The organism is Parabacteroides sp. D25 (assembly GCF_000307475.1).
Classification (GTDB): Bacteria; Bacteroidota; Bacteroidia; order Bacteroidales; family Tannerellaceae; genus Parabacteroides; species Parabacteroides distasonis.
The window spans coordinates 370692-393713 of record NZ_JH976502.1 but is presented as its reverse complement, the minus strand read 5'-3'; the positions used below and the strand labels follow the sequence as shown (position 1 = coordinate 393713).

General features: G+C 40.5%; 21 protein-coding genes and 1 pseudogene. 17 read left to right on the top strand and 5 right to left on the bottom strand.

Annotation, left to right across the window (positions count from 1 at the left end):
- The first annotated feature begins 91 nt into the window (after window positions 1-91).
- The 13 genes and pseudogenes from HMPREF0999_RS08550 (at window position 92) to HMPREF0999_RS08490 (ending at window position 14864) form a co-directional block, all read left to right on the top strand.
- A complete protein-coding gene (locus HMPREF0999_RS08550) occupies window positions 92-2650 on the top strand; it encodes a TraG family conjugative transposon ATPase (RefSeq protein WP_009275713.1) in 2559 nt (852 codons plus the stop codon).
- A 9-nt stretch (window positions 2651-2659) separates the two neighbouring features.
- Entirely contained in the window at window positions 2660-5218 is a 2559-nt protein-coding gene (locus tag HMPREF0999_RS08545; RefSeq protein WP_009275712.1) for a hypothetical protein, read from the top strand.
- Window positions 5193-5936 (top strand): hypothetical protein, encoded by a 744-nt coding sequence (locus HMPREF0999_RS08540; protein ID WP_009275711.1) that lies wholly within the window; start codon window positions 5193-5195, stop codon window positions 5934-5936. Before HMPREF0999_RS08545 ends, HMPREF0999_RS08540 begins: the two co-directional genes overlap by 26 nt.
- A gap of 24 nt (window positions 5937-5960) precedes the next feature.
- Window positions 5961-6692: a DUF5045 domain-containing protein gene (locus HMPREF0999_RS08535; RefSeq protein ID WP_009275710.1), complete on the top strand. Its 732-nt coding sequence runs from the start codon at window positions 5961-5963 to the stop codon at window positions 6690-6692.
- Between the two features lie 34 nt (window positions 6693-6726).
- Window positions 6727-7857 carry a membrane protein gene (locus tag HMPREF0999_RS08530; protein WP_009275709.1) on the top strand — a complete coding sequence of 377 codons (1131 nt, stop codon included), beginning with the start codon at window positions 6727-6729 and terminating at the stop codon, window positions 7855-7857.
- Between the two features lie 23 nt (window positions 7858-7880).
- Window positions 7881-8495 carry a conjugative transposon protein TraK gene (gene traK, locus HMPREF0999_RS08525; RefSeq protein ID WP_009275708.1) on the top strand — a complete coding sequence of 205 codons (615 nt, stop codon included), beginning with the start codon at window positions 7881-7883 and terminating at the stop codon, window positions 8493-8495.
- A gap of 1 nt (window position 8496) precedes the next feature.
- Window positions 8497-8916, top strand: coding sequence for a hypothetical protein (locus HMPREF0999_RS08520; RefSeq protein WP_009275707.1), 420 nt, complete (start codon window positions 8497-8499; stop codon window positions 8914-8916).
- Complete coding sequence (gene traM / locus HMPREF0999_RS08515; protein WP_009275706.1) at window positions 8894-10087, top strand: conjugative transposon protein TraM; 1194 nt, start codon at window positions 8894-8896, stop codon at window positions 10085-10087. The genes HMPREF0999_RS08520 and traM overlap by 23 nt, the downstream gene beginning before the upstream one ends.
- An 18-nt stretch (window positions 10088-10105) precedes the next feature.
- Entirely contained in the window at window positions 10106-10963 is an 858-nt protein-coding gene (traN, locus tag HMPREF0999_RS08510) for a conjugative transposon protein TraN (protein WP_009275705.1), read from the top strand.
- 3 nt (window positions 10964-10966) lie between these two features.
- Complete coding sequence (locus HMPREF0999_RS08505) at window positions 10967-11482, top strand: hypothetical protein (RefSeq protein WP_009275704.1); 516 nt, start codon at window positions 10967-10969, stop codon at window positions 11480-11482.
- Window positions 11483-11487: 5 nt separating this feature from the next.
- Complete coding sequence (locus HMPREF0999_RS08500; RefSeq protein ID WP_009275703.1) at window positions 11488-12135, top strand: hypothetical protein; 648 nt, start codon at window positions 11488-11490, stop codon at window positions 12133-12135.
- 16 nt (window positions 12136-12151) lie between these two features.
- Window positions 12152-14337 (top strand): annotated as a pseudogene (locus HMPREF0999_RS08495) (type IV secretory system conjugative DNA transfer family protein).
- Entirely contained in the window at window positions 14334-14864 is a 531-nt protein-coding gene (locus HMPREF0999_RS08490) for a glycoside hydrolase family protein (RefSeq protein ID WP_009275700.1), read from the top strand. The pseudogene HMPREF0999_RS08495 and the gene HMPREF0999_RS08490 overlap by 4 nt, the downstream one beginning before the upstream one ends.
- Before the next feature lie 75 nt (window positions 14865-14939).
- Here HMPREF0999_RS08490 and HMPREF0999_RS08485 read toward each other — a convergent pair whose 3' ends face one another.
- The 5 genes from HMPREF0999_RS08485 to HMPREF0999_RS08465 form a co-directional block, all read right to left on the bottom strand.
- The gene (locus HMPREF0999_RS08485; protein WP_009275699.1) at window positions 14940-15446 is read right to left on the bottom strand and encodes a hypothetical protein; all 507 of its coding nucleotides are present in this window, start codon (window positions 15444-15446) and stop codon (window positions 14940-14942) included.
- Between the two features lie 100 nt (window positions 15447-15546).
- Window positions 15547-17088, bottom strand: a complete 1542-nt coding sequence (locus HMPREF0999_RS08480; protein WP_009275698.1) for an agmatine deiminase family protein — start codon at window positions 17086-17088, stop codon at window positions 15547-15549.
- Window positions 17089-17106: 18 nt separating this feature from the next.
- The gene (locus HMPREF0999_RS08475; RefSeq protein ID WP_009275697.1) at window positions 17107-18522 is read right to left on the bottom strand and encodes a hypothetical protein; all 1416 of its coding nucleotides are present in this window, start codon (window positions 18520-18522) and stop codon (window positions 17107-17109) included.
- A 364-nt stretch (window positions 18523-18886) separates the two neighbouring features.
- Complete coding sequence (locus HMPREF0999_RS08470) at window positions 18887-19585, bottom strand: hypothetical protein (RefSeq protein ID WP_009275696.1); 699 nt, start codon at window positions 19583-19585, stop codon at window positions 18887-18889.
- A gap of 10 nt (window positions 19586-19595) precedes the next feature.
- Window positions 19596-20264, bottom strand: coding sequence for a hypothetical protein (locus tag HMPREF0999_RS08465; RefSeq protein WP_009275695.1), 669 nt, complete (start codon window positions 20262-20264; stop codon window positions 19596-19598).
- A gap of 248 nt (window positions 20265-20512) precedes the next feature.
- Here HMPREF0999_RS08465 and HMPREF0999_RS08460 point away from each other — a divergent pair, with 248 nt between their 5' ends.
- The 4 genes from HMPREF0999_RS08460 to HMPREF0999_RS08445 are packed head-to-tail and all read left to right on the top strand — an operon-like array spanning window position 20513 to window position 23020.
- Complete coding sequence (locus HMPREF0999_RS08460) at window positions 20513-20707, top strand: helix-turn-helix transcriptional regulator (protein WP_004312191.1); 195 nt, start codon at window positions 20513-20515, stop codon at window positions 20705-20707.
- A gap of 18 nt (window positions 20708-20725) precedes the next feature.
- Entirely contained in the window at window positions 20726-21793 is a 1068-nt protein-coding gene (locus tag HMPREF0999_RS08455) for a helix-turn-helix transcriptional regulator (protein WP_009275694.1), read from the top strand.
- Window positions 21786-22412, top strand: a complete 627-nt coding sequence (locus HMPREF0999_RS08450; RefSeq protein ID WP_009275693.1) for a BrxA family protein — start codon at window positions 21786-21788, stop codon at window positions 22410-22412. The genes HMPREF0999_RS08455 and HMPREF0999_RS08450 overlap by 8 nt, the downstream gene beginning before the upstream one ends.
- Window positions 22409-23020 (top strand): DUF1788 domain-containing protein, encoded by a 612-nt coding sequence (locus HMPREF0999_RS08445; protein ID WP_009275692.1) that lies wholly within the window; start codon window positions 22409-22411, stop codon window positions 23018-23020. The genes HMPREF0999_RS08450 and HMPREF0999_RS08445 overlap by 4 nt, the downstream gene beginning before the upstream one ends.
- Window positions 23021-23022 lie beyond the last annotated feature (2 nt).

The window sequence follows — 23022 nt, the reverse complement described above, 5'->3', positions numbered from 1 at the left end:
TCCCGTTAGGATGAGCCTAACATAGTTTATACGACAACTCTCAGATTGTGAACGTAACTGATAAGTAATCGAATAATAAATTCAAAGAACAATGATTCTATACGTCATCTTAACATTTGTGGCAATCCTTATTGGTATGGCAATCTCAGTCATGGCTTTCGGTACTGGAGGGAAACGCAAGAAAATCTTCCAGAATATCTACTTCTCTGTGGAAGAGGTCAACGGTATCGGGGTACTTTACACCAAGACCGGTGAATACTCAGCCATTCTGAAGATGGAAAATCCGGTACAGAAATATTCGGCTGACATTGACAGTTACTACGAGTTCAATCATCTCTTCACTGCCCTTGCACAGACTTTAGGTGATGGATATGCCATCCACAAACAAGATGTATTTATCCGCAAGAAGTTTCATGACGAGAGCAATGATAACCATGAATTTCTGTCGGAATCATATTTCAACTATTTCACAGGTCGTTCCTATACCGACTGTCAGAGCTACCTGATTATCACTCAGGAAAACAAGAAGAGCAATCTCTTTTCATTTGACAGCAAGAAATGGCGTGATTTCATGGTTAAGATACGTAAGGTTAAAGACCAGTTGAAAGACTCCGGTGTGGATGCCCAATTTCTTGATGGCAATAAAGCCCGTGATTACGTAGACCGCTATTTCTCTATGAACTTTACCGACAAACATTTGTCGATGAACAACTTCAAGATAGATGACGAGTCTATTACTATGGGTGATAAAAGATGCAAGGTATATAGTCTCGTGGATGTGGACTGCATTAACGTCCCCTCTTTGGTACGTCCGTTTACGAGCATTGAGGTGAACAATGTTTCCATGCCAGTAGACATGGTATCATTGTTAGACAGCATACCGTCAGCTGAGGTAGTAGTGTATAATCAGATGCTTTTCATCCCCAACCAGAAAAAAGAACTTTCTCTGCTTGAAAAGAAGAAGAACCGCCATGCAAGTATGCCAAATCCAAGCAACCAGATTGCCGTGGAGGACATTAAAAATGTACAGGATGTTATCGCAAGAGAAAACAAACAGTTGGTATATACCCATTTCAATCTTATCGTTGGAGTACCTATCGATACGGATATTCAGCGATGTACCAATCATCTGGAGAATCTCTTCAGCAAGTTGGGAATCCACATCAGCAAACAGTCGTACAATCAGTTGGAGCTTTTTGTCAATTCATTCCCTGGAAATTGTTATTCCACCAATCCTGAATACGACCGTTTTCTGACCCTTAGTGATGCAGCTGCATGTCTTATGTACAAGGAAAGGATTCAGCATAGCGAAGAAACACCTCTGAAAATATACTATACCGACAGACAGGGAGTCCCTGTTGCAATAGACATCAGTGGAAAGGAAGGCAAGAACAAGATTACAGATAACTCTAACTTCTTCTGTCTTGGTCCTTCGGGCAGTGGTAAAAGTTTCCACATGAACAGCGTGGTACGTCAGATGTGGGAACAGAATACCGATGTGGTTATGGTCGATACTGGTAATTCTTACGAGGGACTTTGCGAGTATGTAGGTGGCAAGTATATCAGTTACACCGAAGAGCATCCTATCACAATGAACCCTTTTGCTATCAAACGTGAAGAGCTGAACATCGAGAAAATAGGTTTCTTGAAGAATCTGATTATGCTTATCTGGAAAGGCACCCAGGGAATAGTTACCAAGACGGAAGACCGTCTTATTGAGCAGGTCATCAAAGAGTACTTTGACGAGTATTTTGTGAACCGTCGTATTGTGAATCTCTCGTTCAATACCTTCTACGAGTACAGTATTGTCCGCATACCGCAAATCATTGAAGAAAATAAACTTTCCGGCATTGACTTGGCGGCCTACAACTATCTGTTGAAGGACTTCTACAAGGGAGGCAGTCATGAGGTGACGCTGAATGAGAACCTGGACACCAAACTGTTTGATGAAACCTTCATCGTGTTTGAAATCGACTCCATCAAGGATGACCCTCTTCTATTCCCTCTTGTTACGCTTATCATCATGGATGTGTTTATCCAGAAGATGAGAATCAAGAAGAACCGTAAGGTACTGGTTATCGAAGAGGCATGGAAGGCTATCGCTTCTCCGATGATGGCCGAATACATAAAGTATCTCTACAAGACAGCCCGTAAGTTCTGGGCTTCTGTTGGTGTGGTAACGCAGGAAATACAGGATATTGTAGGAAGTCCTATTGTCAAGGAAGCTATCATCAATAACTCAGACGTGGTAATGCTGCTCGACCAGAGCAAATTCCGTGAGCGATTTGATGAGATTAAGGCCACACTCGGTTTGACGGACGTTGATTGTAAGAAAATTTTCACTATCAACCGCCTGGAGAATAAGGAAGGACGAAGTTTCTTCCGTGAGGTCTTTATCCGACGTGGAAGTGTCGGGGCCGTATTTGGAGTTGAAGAGCCACGTGAATGCTACATGACCTACACTACAGAGCGAGCTGAGAAGGAAGCCTTGAAACTCTATAAAAGAGAGTTGAAATGTGACCATCAGCATGCCATAGAAGCCTATTGCAGGGATTGGAATCTTTCAGGAATAACCAAGTCTCTAGCCTTTGCACAAAAGGTGAACCAGGCTCAACATGTACTTAATCTCAAAACAAAAACAGAAATGTAAGATTTGAAAATGAAACACTATCTGATAATACAACTTCTATTTCTCTGTACTATAGCACCTGCTATGGCACAGTACTACAGCGTAAATTATGATACTCGCACTGTAGCGGAAATGTCGGCGGCTTTCGGTACAGAAGCTGCTACAGAGGCGTATTATGCTCAACAGATAGCCAAGATCAGGGAACATTATCAGGCAGCAGAAGTGGCTGCTGCTGGAATCTTCAGTTCCAAGTTCCTCGACCGCAGAGCTCTCACAAATCTGGGACTTTGGACCAGTGCAACAGAGAACTACTATTACCGCCGTATATACAACATGGTGTCTGCCAAAATTATGCCCAAAATATGGACAGTTGCCGGCATGATGCTTAAAAGTCCTCATAATGCCCTCTATTGGGGTAGCTATCTCTATAAGATCTGTGATGAGGTAAAGACTTTGTGTTATCAGTTTGAGTCTATTGTTACCAATAGTACTTTGTCATTCAAGGACATCGTATTTCTTGAAATCAACCAGGAACTTGCAGCAATTCTGAAATTGTCAGAACTGGGCAATGTGGATTGGAATGTTCTGCTTGAAAGCGTCTCAAATATTGGTACAAACTTCACAAAGGGAAACCTAAAGCAAGACATAGACAACCTCTATGCGATGGGCGTTAGCCTTGCTTCGGCTGGAGCTGGCAATGCTGTCAGTTCCATTCTTGGGAACAGTTCCTTTAACGGAACCATTATGGACAAGACAAGCAGTGTCATTGAGATAGCCGAGAATGTGTACGACTTATACGGCAATCTTTCCAAGAATGCCGGAAATACCTTGTTGCAGTTTATTGGTGGAGAGGAAGGCATCGCCAATCTCTTCTCTTTGTCGAATTACAACACAACGGCATGGATTACAGACTATGCCAATGAAGCATTCGGCCAGTACTACACACAAAGGTGGTATATATATCGTGTAGATGCTGGTTCCATTAAACTTTGCGACTATTATCCTCCTGAAGACAACAACTCAATTATCAACGGTAATCACTGGTACAGAATCAGCACTACAGATGAAAACTTTTATCCATCCTCCGCACAGCGTGAAGCTGCACTCCAGAACTCCGAGAATCATGCAGGATACAGTCGTTCACAGATAGCCAATCTGGATAAAGCCAATGATGGCTATACCTATAGCATCTCATATTATATGCTCGCATACAAGATTAATTCTTCAAAGAATGGATTGTATGCAAAAGCATACGCTTACGAGATTCATGCTACCAAAAGCTGGAATCGTAAGGAAGTAGTCTATGAAGACATATTTGATTCATACACTATGGACCTGAATACATTTAAGGCGGGTATGAACGCACGTCTATCTGAACTAAACGATAATGAAGAGGGCTATACCTATTATCTGGGAAGTGACCCAAAGAAATACTACCAGACTACCAATGCCCAGAAGATTTCAGGATGTGAGACAGCAACCATCAGCGTAACCTGTCATGACGGTGCCAAATTAGGAGAAGGTTCAACACAATACAAATGTTCTGATTGTGGAAGCAGTGTAAACAACCATACCAAGCAATGTTCTATGGCAACAAGTGTTTCCGAAGGAAGTATCAATACATCTGAAATAGACTCCAAGATAACGGAGTTGAAAGGAAATATTGTCTCAGTACAATCAGAAATAACAGCACTGGAGGCAGAAAACGCAGAGCTCCTGAAAAAAATCCAGACAGCAAGCGTCGAGGATGCTGCAATATACAGACAGTCCTACAATGAGAACAAAGACAGAATATCAAGACTAAAAGCTGAGATGAGCTCGTATGAGACAGAACTGTCACAGTATGAACAGGCAAAGCAGGAAGCTATCGACGGTGAGAATGCTGCCACGGATGACTACTACCGCATACCGGCTATCATGCAGGATTGTAAAACAGCCTATAATCTGTCGTGGAACGGTTCAGGTGCATGGGAAGGCAATACATTCGTTCGTACTGCCTCCATGCCCAACATCAACGGTACCATAACCTTTAAGGCAACCATCTCCATAGCCAGGAAACCAAAATATTTCCTTTGGATTAAGATACACCGTGCTATCGTACAGATTTCATGGACGCTTACTACAGAATATAGTGACACGCAGGTTGTTGAAGTAGTCAATCTCGATCCGTCCAAATCGGATGCAGAAAAAGCCAACGAGGTCAATTCAAAATTATCAGAAGTGGCCAGAGAATTTCCGGATTGCACTCCTTCTGTGGAATATGCCAAAAGCAGTCCTGTGGAAGTCGATGATACCGGTGATACCTATCATCTGCTCTGGTCAAGCGACAGACTTGAAATAGCCCGTCAGATTGACACGAGACTCACCAATATCTATGCCGACCTTGTATCATTGGAAAAGATGATGCACTACAAACATTCCATCATAGATATGCTGAAAAGCGTGGTCCCATATATCAACGATGACAGTGGCAGAAGATTGACCCTCATTGAACAATGTAGAAAACGCTGGTTGCGTCAGGCAGCCTCCAGTGCCCACTCAGATACATATAATGGTAAATACGATGAAGATGAAAGCGACCAGGAATAACATAATGCCGATTATTGTTTGCCTTTTGGTATTGTTCCCGTTCACTGCCAAGGCTCAATATGGTTTTGATGTAGCTTCCATAGAAGCCTATATCAACGACCATAAACAACAACGAAGTCTGCTGCTTGTTCGATCCACACTGGAAGCGAGCAATAAACTTCTGCATGAGTACAGCAGTGATGCCAATATCGGCTTCAGGGACATCAATAAGGAACTTGACAGATACACGCGTGCGTTTGACGTTATTGACATTCTGTATCAGTCTCTTAGGACTAGTCTCAATATCTACAACACCTACGAAAACATCAGTGACCGTATGGGTGATTATAAAAACATGCTTGAAGACTTCAGAAGGAAGTGTCTGGACAGAGGAAACATTGTAAGCACTGATACCTTGATAATCACAGTCAATGTCGGTGCTTTGGCAAAGATTGCCGAAGAAGGAGACAATCTGTATCGTTCGGTCAGTGATTTAATCCTGTATGCAACCGGTGCGGCAGCCTGTTCAACTGCGGATCTCTATCTCATTCTAATGAACATAAACAACTCACTCGACAATATCAGGACGCATCTGAACAGGGCATACTTTGAAACCTGGAGATACATTCAGGTACGCATTGGATATTGGAAAAGACAGGTTTATCGTGCAAAGACCAAGGAAGAGATTATTAATGATGCTTTTGGCCGGTGGAAAGTTGCGGGCTATTTAGGCTATTAAATAACAATTTAAAACTCAACAGATATGGTACATTCTATCAGTTATCGGACAACATTATGTTTATGTGCAATGCTGCTTTGTTTCAAAGCAGTTGCCCAATCTTATGTGACATACAATCACGATGCAACAAAAATGAATCAGATTACAGTTCAGGAAATAGGTGTTGGCGGACTAACCCCTGCTTTCTACTACACCCTCTTTCATAACAGCTACCAAAAATCGGCAGCAAGTAAAAACAAGCTGAGCTTTAGAACACTGGCTGGTGTAGAATCATACCAACAGGTAGATTTAGCTGACAGCATTCAAGCGTCACTGACTCAGCGGGCTGAAATTGAAGCTCTCAATATTGCCGATAGACAGATTGACATTGCCTGGCTTGCAGAAGGCAGCAAAGTGAATAAAAAGCTATCAGACTTTGAAAAGAATATCAACCGCATCATCAGTACTGGAGGTACGGCAAATGATAAAACACGATGGAACGAATACTACAAGATTTTTCAGACAGCCATTAAAGCAACCCAGGATGCTTATATGCCCAATGCCCAAAGGAAAAGGCAATACCTTGCGATATACGCTGATATAGAGCATCAGAACGAAATTCTTATAGCGTATCTGATTCAATTAAGCAACAGGAGCAAAACTGCTTCCCTATTGTCTGCCCGCTTGAATAGACGGACTGATGTTGCTTCTCATGCAACCGAAGCATTTAGCCGTTGGCGAGACGCCGGGCAACTAAATTCAGGAGGGCACAATTAACAGAGAATTATAACATAAAAAGGAAACTAAAATCATGGCAGATTCAAATATACTCTCAGATTTCGGTATCAATATTCTTGAAGAAGAGATTGATGACGTGATTTTCCAGACAAACGAGTTCCTTACAGATGCCACATTCACAGGTTCACAAGGACCGTTCTGGTGGATTCTCCAAATGTGCATGGCTCTCGCTGCTCTGTTCTCTATTGTAGTGGCTGGAAATATAGCTTATAAGATGATGGTGAAGCACGAGCCTCTGGACGTGATGAAACTGTTCCGGCCATTGGCAATATCCGTTATTCTGTGTTGGTGGTATCCACCTGCAGATACGGGAATAACCAACAGTGGAAGTAGCTGGTGTTTCCTTGACTTTCTTTCTTACATTCCTAACTGTATCGGTTCATATACTCATGACCTTTATCAGGCAGAATCTTTACAGATAGAAGATAAGTTTGAGGAAGTTCAGGAACTCATTTATGTCAGGGACACTCTCTATACATCCTTGCAAGCTCAGGCTGACGTAGCACATTCAGGAACGTCCGATCCGAATCTTATTGAGTCCACGATGGAACAGACTGGTGTTGAAGAAGTGACCAACATGGAAAAGGACGCATCCAGACTATGGTTTACTTCACTCACAGCTGGTGCAGTGGTCGGACTAGATAAAATCATTATGCTCATCGCTCTGATAGTTTATCGCATCGGTTGGTGGGCTACTATCTACTGCCAGCAAATCCTGTTGGGAATGCTGACCATCTTCGGACCAATACAGTGGGCATTCAGTCTTCTGCCCAAATGGGAAGGCGCCTGGGCAAAGTGGCTCATACGTTATCTGACCGTACACTTCTACGGAGCTATGCTGTACTTCGTAGGATTCTATGTACTGCTCCTATTTGACATTGTCTTATGCATACAGGTGGAGAATCTGACTGCCATTACCGAAAGTGAACAGACTATGGCTGCCTATCTGCAGAACTCGTTCTTCTCAGCCGGCTATCTCATGGCCGCAAGTATTGTGGCATTGAAATGTCTCAACCTTGTACCTGATTTGGCCGCATGGATGATACCGGAAGGTGATACAGCATTCTCAACTCGAAACTTTGGTGAAGGAGTCGCACAACAAGCCAAAGTATCAACCCAAGGCATGATTAGCAAAGTAATGTAAGCAATAAATCAATATGGAATATTATGGTAATTAAGAATCTTGAAAACAAAATCAAACTGGTGCTGATTATATGTTCCCTTTTCCTTGCAGGCTGCATCATCATCTGCATCTCCAGCATTTGGACAGCTAGGACAATGGTCTCGGATGCCCATAAGAAAGTCTATGTTTTGGACGGCAATGTGCCTATTCTTGTTCATCGGAGCACAATGGACGAAACGCTTGACGTAGAAGCTAAGTCTCACATCGAGATGTTCCATCATCTGTTTTTCACTCTGGCTCCAGATGACAAATATATCAAGTACACAATGGATAAAGCGATGTATTTAGTGGACGAGACAGGTCTTGCCCAGTATAATACATTGAAAGAAAAAGGATTCTACTCGAATATTATGGGTACGAGTGCTGTGTTCAGCATATTCTGCGACAGTATAAAATTCGATAAGGAAAAGATGGAGTTCATGTATTATGGCAAACAGCGTATAGAACGACGGACAAGCATTCTTACCAGAGAACTGGTCACTACAGGTCAGCTCAAACGTGTACCGAGGACTGACAATAACCCTCACGGATTGCTCATCACAAACTGGAGGACACTTATGAATAAGGATATTGAACAAAAGAACAAAATGAACTACTAATATGGGATGGAAAAAATTATTTGTCGGAGAGAAGATGCCAGATAAGAATGATCCGAAATATAAGCAAAGATACGAAAGTGAAGTCAATGCCGGTCGCAAGTTCGCACGTATGATGAAACTTGATGTGCTTGCCGGAATGGTTCAGAACTTTGCCAACAACCACAGGAAACTGTTTCTTGTCATTGTTTTCGGACTTATTATACTCTGTCTATGTCTGAATATCTACAGAATGGCATTTGTGTTTAACAGGCAGCAATCCGTCCAAAGTGCCACAGAAAGGCAGGAGTTGATATGGCGTAAACATTATAACAAGGGCAATGAAACATCCAACCGTGTTCACGAAGTACCTTCTACCGCCTATGACGAATCTAATAATAACAACGTAAACATAAAGAACGATGGACGCACTGAAGAAAATTAACTGGAAGCAGCCAAAGTATATGATTCCAATAATCATCTACTTTCCCCTGTTGTTTGTCGGTTACTTTGTCATAGATCTGTTTCATACGGAGAAGGCAGAGACTCCTAACGGACTCACTACGACTGATTATCTGAACCCAGAATTGCCTGATGCCAACATGAAAGGCGATGGAATTGGCAATAAGTATGACAATATGCTTAAATCATATGGGAAAATAGATGACTATACTGCTTTAGGAAACATTGACCGTAATGAAGAAGACAACAAAGAAGAGTATGATTCAAAATATTCAGAAGAAGAGCTTAAACAATTGGAATCTCAGAAACAGGAAGCCGAGAAACTCGCTGAGATGCAAAGACAACTACAGGAGAGCGCACAGAAAGGTCAGGAAGTCGCACAAGGCGACGGTACTTCTGAAGAAGACCGCTTAGCCCTCAGTAAACAACGTGAGCAAGAAGCCATGGAGGAGCTGAACCGGGCTATTGCCCAAGCCAGATTACAAGGTCTGCAAGCTACAAATTTGCCGACTGATACGGATACACTTACAAAGAGGAATGAAAAGAATCTGGAAGTGTCTGATGAAAAAGAAAATAACGATGAACCCCTGGAAGTGGTCAAGAAAGTCAGAGTAACGTCCGACTATTTCAATACTATCTGTGAGAATGAAAAAGAGCAGAAGTTAATTAAAGCCATCATAGATGAAAACATCAAGGCAGTTGACGGCTCAAGAGTCCGTCTCCGATTAATAGATGATGTGAAAATCAATGAAGTTGTTGTTCCCAAAGGATCATACCTTTATGCAACTATGAGCGGTTTTGGCTCACAGCGTGTTAAAGGCAATGTTACAAGCATCATGGTAGATGGTGAGATTATCAAAGTAAACCTTGCCCTCTATGATACAGACGGATTAGAAGGACTGTATGTTCCAAGCAGCCAGTTCCGTGAAACGACAAAAGACGTGGGTAGCGGTGCGCTAAGCAATACATCTACACTCACCAATACAACCACATCTGGAAACAGTCTGGCATCATGGGGAGCGCAAGCTATTTCCAATGCAGTCCAGAAAAGCAGTAATGCCGTCAGCAAGGCAATCAAAAAAAATAAAGCCAAGCTCAAATATGGCACTTTTGTTTACCTAATTAATTCTCATTCAAACAACAAAGAAAAATAATTTAAGCACGTAGATATTATGAAACTGAAGACTTTTAAAAGAATCGGCGCATTGGCGGTATGTGTTTTGGCACCCCTCCCCTCTATGGCTCAGCAGACGTATCAGGAAATCGAACAGCTCACCGTTAATGAGAATGTGACAACTGTTATCACAGCCACAGAACCAGTACGCTTTGTCGACATCTCCACTGATGCCGTTGTTGGAGACCAGCCCATCAACAATACCATCCGTCTTAAACCTAAAGAAGGAGCTGACATACATGCCGATGGAGATATTCTTGCCATTGTGACGATTGTAACAGAACGCTATCGTACACAATATGCGCTCATCTATACCACACGTATGCAGGAGGCAGTGTCTGACAAACAAATCCAGCCGGAAGAGAAAATTCCATACCACAACCCGGCAGTCTCAATGAGTACAGAAGAGATGACCAGATATGCCAGAACGATATGGAACTCCCCTGCGAGAATACGTAATGTGAGTACCAGACAGCATCGTATGACTATGCGGTTGAATAACATCTACTCAGTTGGTGAATATTTCTTTTTGGATTTCAGCATAGAGAACCGCACCAACATACGGTTTGACATCGATGAGTTGCGCATCAAGCTAAACGACAAGAAAATATCCAAGGCAACCAACGCACAGATGATAGAGCTGACTCCGGTCTTGGCACTCGAAAAGGCCCAAAGTTTCAAGCATGGATACAGAAATGTCATAGTTCTGAAGAAGATGACCTTCCCCAATGACAAAGTCCTGACTATTGAACTTTCTGAGAAACAAATCAGTGGCCGAACCATCAGCCTTGACATCGATTATGAAGATGTGCTGTATGCGGACTCTTTCAACTCATGTCTAATGATGGAGGAATAAGCCATGAAGAAAATCATCTTATCATTGATAATGGTACTCAGTTGTACCATTTCTTCATTTGCACAAAGTCACAGTGACCGTTTATCCTTGGGAGTTGGTGCACTTTATGAACGTGGGCTGGATGCTACCATCGCATGGGAACATGAAACACGTCACCATAACGCTTGGGAGTATTTCATCAACGGCTATATTAAATGGGACGAATGTGCTTCATGTGGTCATATCTGTCCTGATTCATTTTGGAACAACTATCGGACATGGGGAATTGGAGTCGCATACAAACCTTGTTTAGTCAGAGGACGTAACCATTACGGGAATCTGCGCATAGGAGCTTCTGGAGGCAGTGACACAGATAAATTCATTGCCGGTATTCATGCCGGTTACGAGCATAATTTATCACTCCGTCATGGCTGGGGACTGTATATTCAGGCCAAATGCGACCTTATCGTCCCTGACCGTAAGGATTTGTTCCGAACTGGTATAGTAATAGGATTTAAAATACCCACATCAAAAAGATAAAGAAGATGAAGATATTTCACACCATTTGTGCCGCTTTCATGGCGGCAACCATAGCATCATGTGATGCACATCAGGACTTTCCGGATACCTCAATGAAGATTGGAGACATCCTGTGTACCGATGGAAAAGTCGTCAGATATGAAAAAATGAAAGCACAGGAAAAGACACCCATAGCCGTGGTTTTCTATGTCAATCAAAAAGAGGATATTGAAGGTACTGGATATGCAGTCTATCTGAAAGATATAGAGCCTTGCGCCTACTCTGATAGTATTGGAATAAAGCATGATACTTCCGCAGACCTGGCAGCCTTCGATGGGAACAGCAATACCCATGCCATGTATTCTACCTATACTTCGCCTGCAGCCGAAGCTGTTTTTGACATGTGGCAATATGGACAGAGCGCCTACATCCCTTCCGTTGCTCAGTTATACCTGTTGTATGAAGTAAGAAATAAGATTAATGAATATATCCGTAAATGTGGTGGAGATGAGATACAGGACAATCCTGATGAATGCTGGTACTGGACATCAACAGAAGTAAAGGAGCAGGAAACCGATAAAGCATGGTTGTTCTCACTTGCCTCTGGAGCCATTCAGGAAACGCCGAAAAAACAAGCACATAAAATCAGACCAATCATCACATTATACAATTGATTAAAGAACCGCTTGAATGGAAGAAACTAAAGAACTACAGACCACGTATAAAATATTCCGCTACTTGATTTATCTGTCACTGATAGTGGAATTTTTCGAATATGCCATTAATCCTGAACTACTGGATTATTGGGGTGGCATTCTGTGCGATATTCATGGCCGTATAAAACGGTGGTATATTTATCAGGACGGCAACCTTATATGGAGTAAAATAGCCACCTTTATACTTATCTGCATCACCTGTATAGGAACACGTAATAAGAAGCATCTGGAATTTGATGCTCGTCATCAGGTATTCTATCCGCTTTTTGGTGGACTCGTTATAATAATATTGTCTATTTGGCTTTACGGCCAGAGTATGGGTATGAAATTCTATACGATCAGTTTGAACTACTGGTTGTATATGGTTGCGTCAATCATTGGCACCATATGTATACATGTAGCCCTTGACAATATATCCAAGTTCTTAAAGGAAGGGCTTCTTAAAGACCGTTTTAATTTCGAGAATGAGTCTTTTGAACAATGCCAGGAGTTGCAGGAAAACAAGTACAGTGTCAACATCCCTATGCGCTATTATTATAAGGGAAAATTCCGTAAAGGATGGGTGAACATTGTCAATCCCTTCCGTGGCACGTGGGTTGTCGGTACACCGGGTTCAGGTAAGACTTTCTCCATTATCGAACCATTTATCCGTCAGCACAGCGCAAAGGGCTTTGCCATGGTCGTGTACGATTATAAATTTCCGACACTTGCCCAGAAATTATACTATCATTATAAGATTAATCAGAAGGCCGGGAAAGTTCCTAAGGACTGTAAGTTCAATATCATCAACTTTGTAGATGTAGAGTATTCCAGACGTGTCAATCCTATCCAACAGAAGTACATCGGAAACCTTGCTGCTGCCAGCGAAACTGCTGAAACTCTGTTGGAATCACTGCAGAAAGGTAAGAAAGAAGGCGGTGGCGGTAGCGACCAGTTCTTCCAGACTTCTGCTGTGAACTTCCTCGCTGCCTGCATCTACTTCTTTGTCAACTATAAAAAAGTGCCTTACGACAAAGACGGCCATGCCCTCGTTGCAGAGATGACCACAGAACCGAAGACGTACCGACCCAAGCCTACAGGCCGAGTATTTGACCAGACAGGCAAGGAAGTGGAACCTGAATATTGGTTGGGAAAATACAGCGACATGCCTCATATCCTATCCTTTCTGAATCAAGACTATCAGACCATCTTTGAGGTATGGAGACAGACCCTGAAGTAGCTCCCCTATTGGGGCCGTTCCAAACAGCCATGAAGAACAAGGCGATGGAACAGTTGGAAGGTATGATTGGTACGCTGCGTGTCTATACATCCCGCCTGGCCACCAAGGAGTCCTATTGGATATTTCATAAGGATGGAGATGACTTTGACTTGAAGGTGTCTGATCCGAAGAATCCGAGCTATCTGTTAATAGCCAATGACCCGGAGATGGAAAGCATTATCGGTGCATTGAATGCACTGATTCTGAACCGTCTCGTAACCCGTGTGAATACCGGTCAAGGTAAGAATATTCCTGTGAGCATCATAGTGGATGAGTTGCCTACTCTCTATTTTCACAAGATAGACCGACTGATTGGTACCGCCCGAAGTAACAAAGTGAGTGTCACACTGGGCTTTCAGGAACTGCCACAGCTCGAATCCGATTATGGGAAAGTGGGTATGCAGAAAGTTATCACAACAGTGGGCAACGTAGTCAGTGGCTCAGCAAGAGCAAAAGAGACTTTAGAGTGGCTTTCTAACGACATCTTCGGTAAGATTGTCCAGCTAAAAAAAGGTGTAACCATTGACCGTGACAAGACCTCCATCAATCTCAATGAGAATATGGACAGCCTTGTTCCGGCAAGTAAAATTTCGGATATGCCCACCGGATGGATTTGTGGCCAGTCTGCTCGTGATTTTATCAAGACCAAGACAGGACGTGGTGATAGCATGAACATTCAGGAGTCTGCCGAGTTCCAGACCTCCAAGTTCTATTGCAAGACTGATTTCGACATGAAGAAGATTGCCGAAGAGGAAGCAAACTACAAGAATTATCAGATTCCGAAATTCTACACCTTCCCTTCAAAGGATGCCAAGGAACGTATTCTATACCAGAACTTCGTGAGTGTCAATCTTGATGTCAAGAACATGATTGACGAGATAACAAAATTTAAAGTAAAATGAGTTTCAGGATAATAGCAGCTTTTGTCATATTCTTATTTGGTATGAGAGTTAACGCCCAGACGGTAATGCCGTCTGAGCCACTCTCTAAAGCCCTAACTATTTTTGAGCTTCCACCTTTTGAAAGGGCCGTCTGTTGTATCAAGTACTATGAGGGACTACATCGAAAAAAAGATTATCCTTACGTTGGATATGGACATCGACTGCGACCCGGAGAAAGGTATTCATCCGAGATGACTGCCACAGAATCAGAGTCACTTCTCCGTAAAGACCTTAAAGAGCTCTGTTCCTTGTTTCGTCCCTACGGTAAAGACTCACTATTGCTCGCAGCATTAGCTTATAATATTGGAGCTTTCAAGCTTTTAGGATTAAAAGGTAAATACCCAAAGAGTATAATCCTGAAAAAACTCGATTCAGGAGACAGAAATATAAAAAATGACTATGTGAAGTATTGCCACTGGCGTGGCAAAAAGATTGCTTCCATCGAGCAACGACGATATGCTGAATTTATGCTGTTATTCGATTCATGAATATGTAATTCCACTGGTAAAATGCCTCGGTGTCTTACCAGTGGAATTTATATTTAGTACACATGACAGTCAGGTTTATTTCCCATTACTATATTCATGTACAACAGCCTTCTGAGCCTCATTAAGGGCATCCCATTGTGTTGCCCCAGGAGTTAACACCATATCCATAATTGCCTTTCTGGTTTCCTTTGGTAAAGACTTCCATTGTTCTTTTTCCTTATCAGAGAATGCACCAGGTACTAACATATTTAAGACATCTAAAGCAGTAAACTCATTATTAGTAGCCTCTGACAACGACTTCTTCACATCTCTTTTAGTTGCACAAGTATCAACGGATAAAGCCAAACCGGTAGTGTCATTTGATACTGAAATTCCACAAAATCCAAACATCTTAGCAAGCAAGTCTTTGGAGATAGTAAATTGAGCATTTCCCCTTTTGCTTTTGTTTGCCCTGCTTTTGGATAGAGAATTGTGAACCATCGTCTGCGTCTTAGGCAAAGCCATACGAACCTGTGACTGAGCACAAATTCGAGGGATGGCCACAAACATTGCCAATACCACTATAATTAAATATCTACTCATATTTATTCCTTAATATAATCTACAAATTTACAAAGAATTAGCTTAAATGAATTACATAAGTCAATATAAATGCAGTTTTTCCTCTCTAAGCTAAATTCCATTATCTCCGAATGTTCCAGCTTATACAATGTAAAGCACCACCTTCCTCTGCTACTTCAGCCATTTCAATTTGATGAATCTCGCAATCAGGGAATGCTTCATGTAAATATTGCCAAGCAATAGCATCCTCATTAATATTGAATATTGGCATGATAATCTTGTTACCGACTTGCAGGAAATTGATGTAAGCCCAATTTAAGTCTGTCCGTGGCGAACCAACCTTGTTCGCAAATCGCATCTCTGTGACTTCAAAGCCATATTTTTCAAGAATGTGTCGGATAGCAGCAGCTTCTTCCGGGTATTGATCTCCATGATTACCCATCAGGATACTGTTGCCACCACACCATTTGACAAACCCATCCGAATGACCGTACTTGTCTGTATCACGAGCATTAAAGTCACCGTGCATTTTCCATGGAATTATAATCACGGGATGTCCAAGTTCTGACTCCAACTCAGCTTTGAACACTGTATCCTCTTTTTCTTTACCATTCTCTGTAAACACCTTATCCGTCATCACAATATAAGGGCCACATGGGACCATATTTCCGCCGTCAATTATTAGCTTTGTTGAACGACAGTTTATCCCCATTCCACGTAGTACATTAGTACATTCGGTTCTTGTTTCAGCATCCTCTGGATTGTTGCTCTTCATTAGATAGTCCGGATAATATTGGTACTTCAAGAACTCATTCTCATTCAACTGAATAGGCATGTAGTCGCGTGCCCAATAATCTCTGGTACATTTCAACTCTTTGGGTTCTATGTCGCAATTCTTCAGAAGATTAGTCAGACGCTGGTAAAATTCCGGATGTCCATCCTTCTTATCCTTCAGCCAGGGTGACAAATAGACTTCATTTGTTTCACTGTCATGTAGCAACTGGTCACACCGCACATATCTGTATCGCTTATCCTTAAAAGAGGAAAACGCTTCGTGTAACTCTGTTCGGTCTGGATGTGATAGATATTCTCCAAGTATATAATCCACTTTACTTTCAATAGTCTGCTTACCGGTTAGAAGATTCAATCTGGGTTTACAGATATATCCAATCATACCGTTATTTCGCTCTACAAGAAAAGGGAAATTATTGTCCTGTTCTAAGGCATGATGAAGTCTGAACAGCTCTGCACAAGCCCAGGGGCCTTCTAAAATATCGCTTTTATCCTCGCTGACTAACTGACGGATCAGAATGCCTCCAAAGTAAGAGCTATCATCCAATATATACTTATCTACTTTTTTCCCAGTGCTGTCAATCCCATCCTTTTTACAAATCTCACTTGGGAAATTCAAATCAATACCTCCAAAGTCATTCACGTACCAGTATAAAGAATCGGAGAAACGGGGATGAGTGATAATGTCACGATGATGCTTATTGTAGAAGTAAAACTCAATCTCTTTAAAAAGATAGATTTTTTCTCCCTTTTGTATTGCAAAATTTTCAAACAGCAATTTGGCTATTTGAGTAAATCGTGACTCTATCTCTGCTGCATTCATTTCACCATTCAGAGACATTAGCTCTTTGAATTTTGTTGTTATCATCATCATTTATTATTTCCTGTATTAATACCCTAATATCCACTTCATATCATCATAAGGACGCCATTTACAGAAGAGCGTCTCGATATAAAGTACCATACCAAACTGATATGTTGAAAGTTTTTGGGCAAGTTCTTTTTTATCCTTACTTAATGACTTCATGATCTTTTCCGCATATTGTCTCCAGTATTCAATATCAATGTGCTCCTTACAGAACATCATCTCTCCATACCAAAACCTACCCTTAACATCATCCTTCCATTGATCGGGACACTTATCTTCTCCTTGGTAATATTTACATAAAGAGGCGTAGCTATCCGCTTCATATATGCCTTTTATTTTACGTAATCCGCAACTTTCAGTTAGTGCACACGATAAAGCCTGGCAGAAATCTTTCCACGATCGTTCACCAGATAACTGTGTATCAGTTATCATCCAATTTTCTCCTTCATGTTTCAATTTGAATCGACCAATCAAGCATTTACTTCTGTAAACATACATCCAACCATCATCTAAGTATAGGCCATATCTGTTATCCCAACCGGTGGGAGAACATCTCAAAATGAGTCGATGTTCCTCCTTCGTAAAACTTATTCTATCAAATAAATTCAGAACACTCTGCCAATGATGCCATTCTACATTAGTTAAGGCATTGTTTTTCGGATAAAATGAACGGAACTTATTATCACGGTCATACATTGCCCAAAAGACAGAAGAGTCGTATTTTAAGCGTTTGATAAGGTCTAATATATTAAAACCGTGTAATATTTCATTGCCTTTTACAAACTTCTTCTTAATTATATTAAACTGACATCCATACATCGCACTTGCAAATGAAGCCGTCAACATAGCAATCAAATGCCTGTCGCCATCCCATTTCATAGCGTTATGAATGGATGAAGTAAAATCAAATCCCCTATAAAAGGAATCCCATGCACGAAATACATATATGAGAAGACCATTAAATGCTTTATTGGTAGAAATTCCATCAAGAGGCTTCCATTTACATTTCCAAGATTTAATAATACTCTCAAAAGATTCAACAGAATGAAACACTTCACTCTTAGTTTTCCCTTGTCTCAGCCCTCTAATAATGTCCACGACAAACAAGCGGGCGTAAAATTCCTCTTTATCTGTATATGGAGCATAGTTTAGCCCTTTAGGATAGTCCAAATTATCATTCCATGCAGACATGAGTTGCCACATAAGCCACTGCCCGGTTACAGAAAGTAAATCGGTTGGAGAATAATCTGTAATATCAAGAGTATAAGTCTCACGATTTGATAAAGCAGACAGATTCCAACTTGCCGCCTGCATATAAGCACGGCCAAACTCAGACAAACTTACTTTGTCATCGTAAGATATGAGCTGATTCCAGAACGCTTCTCTATCATGTTCATACGTCCACGCGGCTATGTCCCCAATTATTGCTCCTATCATTAGCTAATATTATTTTGTCAATTTACATATTTCTACACTCTCTTCAGTGGTGGAAAACCGAGCTACACCATCTAAGTAGAACAAAATTAATATTGAAAGGAAGTCCCTAACACATAAACTCGTGCTTAGTAAAATCCATACGAAGCTTCCTGGTCTGCCTTCATTATGCAACGAAAAGCCTCCATGACAGGCCATCAAGCTTCAAAGACAGGCAAAGGACTTTGCAATAAGCCTTCTTCTAAGGTCATTCTACCAAGCTATGAAACGCTTATCTAGGTTTCTATTGGCAAAGTCTTCATCTTTTCATAAAGAATCTGAGCTATTTCAATATCCTCTTGGTTTATTTTCATAATGCTTTGAAATCTTACTCTTGTGAAAAATCAGACAACTTATCCCAGTCTACCTTGAAATCAGGATTCTGGCTTTCCATCCACTTTAAATACTGGGAATCTGCCAAGAATACACTTTGCAGTGTTTTCCCTTTGTACTTACCAAAGGAGATTACATCATCTGGCTGTAGAATCTTTATTTTCCCTTTATGATACTCTACAATAGCATCTATATCGGCAATTAAACGTTGAGAATCAATAATTGCCCATTTCACATAATTCCAGTCAGTGTCGATAACTTCTTTAATGGTCTTATCCTTATATTTACCAAAAGTGAATATATCATCCAGTCCAAGCACTTTAACCTCATTCCCCTCTATAGGTTCACCTTGTATATCTAAAAGGAACCAGGAACCGCAACCGCAACATGGAATCTCTTTTGGCTCTGTATCGTCTTTTTTACACCATGAATTTTCCGGTGAATCAGAACTATCAGCCCTTTCTCCATTACGAAAATAGTAACCATAGACTTTTCCGTATTTTCCGAATCTCCCATGTGGCTCAACTTTAACAACTTGAACATATTGATTTCTATACCAGTCTGATACTCTACCATCTGGAAATCTTTGTGCTGTGAATGGTAGAATTCTACCAATGTTATAATAAATTTCTGTCAGATTATTTTGAGGAAACTTGCAATTTACAGCATCTATAAGCTTCTGGTTATTATTCATGGCATTATATTTAATTATTTATTCTCCATTCAAACAATTCTCTATCCGTTATTATCGGATAATCAAACCGTTCAATCAATTCCCTCTCAGTGAAGGCTCTTTTGAATGTGTTACCTAACAATAGAACAATCATATCGTCCATTATATTGTTACAGTTGTTGATTTCAGGATGATATAAGTTTTGGACGACATTAATTCCAATATATGTTCCTGTTCGTTTATCCAACTTAACAGAAAGCATATTCTCAAAGTCTTCTATTGCTATTCTGTAGCGAAGTAGTATCGTCAAAAGTTGCTCCCTATCTGAATCAGTCTGGAAATGTTTCAACAAATGCTCCATCTTCCATTTTTCTTCAGTTGTCTGACATAGCTTTTGTTTCAAAAGAGTAAGATCAGCATTACTAAATTCAGAATGAGACAAGACATCTTTATTTTCAGAATTAAGAAAAACGCTTCCTATTATATCAAATGGTTCAAACATGCAGGATTCCAGACCCAAATAAGCACGAATAACAGAAGTTACCCGAAGAATCCTTACTTGATTATCCCATGGCAAGTTTTTGAATGGGACAGTATCGTTTACCATCCAAGCAATTTTCACATATTCATTTACAAGCCTATGAGCATTCCAAGATGCGCAACCGCAAGATAGAATGTTGTTAAATTGTCCAACGTTCATATTATTGTACTTTTAAAGCTATTCATATGCAAAGATTGAACCAATCTATGCAGCCTATCTGCATTTTAAACGGAAATCTCCATAATTTGCAACCATTAAATCAATAGCAAAGATAAGAAAATCAACTCAGGAATTGTCGTTATAATCATTTTTTTGAGTTATATCACTCATTTATTCTATTATTAGAATATTATTTCGGATAATTACATTACTTTTGTATCTATAAGTGTAACCAAAAAAAATGAAATATGGGTAAAGATTTAAATCGCCTAAAAGTGGTTCTTGCTGAAAAAAAGAAGACAAACAAATGGCTTGCCGAACAATTAGGTAAAGATCCGGCAACAATATCTAAATGGTGCACCAACAGTGCCCAACCCAACTTAGAGAATTTAGTTGAAATAGCCAAATGCCTTGAAGTTACAGTAAATGATTTAATTCGTTAATATTAGATTAAGCCCAATATGCCAACAAATAAAAATGCTGCGATACGTTACCAGACTCTCGATAAATGCTTTCGGGATCGACGGCATAAGTATTACATCGAGGATCTCATTGATAAATGTGATGAAGCCATTTACTATTATAATGGGATTGGAGGTGTAAGCCGTCGCCAGATATTTGAAGACATTAAGTTTATGGAGAGTGAAACAGGATGGAGTGTGCCTCTTGAAAGAAAGCAGGATGGCAGAAGGGTTTACTATCGTTACAGTGACCCAAACTTCACTATTAATGCTCAACCATTGACTGAAGAGGAAGCCACTCAACTACGTTCCGTTATCATCACGCTTAACCGTTTTAAAGGACTGCCCAGCAACGAATGGGTTGAAGAAGTTATTTCCAATCTTGAATGGCGATTCGGCCTTAGGGAAAAAAACGAAAACATTCTTGGTTTCGAACAAAATCCTTATTTGAAAGGTCTGAACTTCTTATCTGACATTATAGATGCGGCCATTAATCATCAGGCCATAAGAATCATATATCGTAATTACAAGAATTATGATAACGAGCGCAATGTCATTGTTCATCCTTGGTACATAAAGCAGTATAATAACCGCTGGTTTCTTATGGCTTACGATGCGGAAGCAAATCGTATCTCCAATTTTGCTCTTGACCGTATCCAGGAAATAGGTATCGAGGAGGATGTTGACTTTATCTCAAATGATCAGATAGATTTTGAGCATTATTTTGATGACGTATTTGGAGTTACTATTCCGCCCGATGACGTGGAAAAGATAAGTGTTGTTCTTCAATTTTCTAAAAGACAGTATCCCTATATCGTTTCTAAGCCGATACATCATACACAGAAAATCATTGATGATGAAGAATGTATCTTGTCCGTAGAGCTACGGCCTACTTACGAATTTACTCAACTGATTCTGTCGTTCGGCTATGATGTCAAGGTGCTTGAACCTGAGACATACAAACAAGAAATAATAACAAATATACGTAGGAATTTGCAGAATTATGATATAATGCAGATAGACTGCACCAGTCAAGAACAATTTTGTAAGAAACAAAGCAATGAATAAAAAAAATAGTCCATATACAGCAGCCATCACGGGTGGAGGTTTCCTTTTTGAGGAGACCAATATCCTATTACCTCTACTCCGTGCAACCAATAGTGAGGAGTTGCTTCATGATGAGAAGGTGAATAATCGGTTGCTTCACATTAATGCAGAAAGTTCTCGTAAGAAAGCTATTCTGGAAATCAAACGAAGATATGAGTCTATGCCATCTTCTTTTTGGGATGACTTTCTTGAAATGAGCGATACAGACAAGATAGTAGCTATCTTCTATGTTATTTTGAGGACTTATAAGATCTGTTTCGATTTTCATGTAAATGTTGCAATAAAAAAATGGAACAGCATATCCAAAAGCATCGATAAAAATGACATTATGATGGAGTTCAACGAAATAGCATCAAAAGATGAGTTTGTTGACTCATGGAGCGATAATACCAAAGATAAAGTGGCTTCTGCATATCTTACAATACTTCGTAAAGTGGGTATGCTTGACAATAGCAACCATCTTAATGCGATTTCCTGTAGCAATTTCTCTTACTATTTGGGAAAAGGGCAACCATGGTTTTTGGAAGCCTGTCTTTTGCAACCTTATGAAATAGAGAACATAAAGAAAACAATGATATGACCATAAAAGAGCTTGATGATAAATTGAATAGTCCGGGATTCCAAGATACGGAAAATGGCGACTTGTTTTATAACTTTTTCATCTACCAGTATCCGGCAGAGAAAGAGTATGACATTCGTAAGCAGATACAGGAGTTTAAAGCGAATCTGATCCGTCCCACAAACTATGTGGATGTGCTTACACTGAATCTGTTTGATGAGTTTTGCAGCTTCCTCGACCAGAAGAAATTTCTGCGTCATCCTTCTATGTTGAAATATCTGATGGAAAAAGAACAGAGTGACCCGTCAAAGGCAAAGAGCACACAGGATACGCTTGCCCGCAATGCCCATTCACCAGAATTCGTTCAATTTATACATCAACGTATCATCGATCATATCACAATCAAAGACCAATATCGTCGTCCCTACGTTTTTATGTATGGTATAGGCAGTATGTATCCTTATCTGAGGGTCAATGAATTCTTGGCTCTTTATGAAGATTACAACGAAACGGACAAATATAAAATCATTGTCTTTTATCCGGGTCATCGTGATCAGAACTCATTCCGGCTATTTGATACACTTCCGGACAATCATACATATCGTGCCACTCTTTTAATAAACGAATAAGC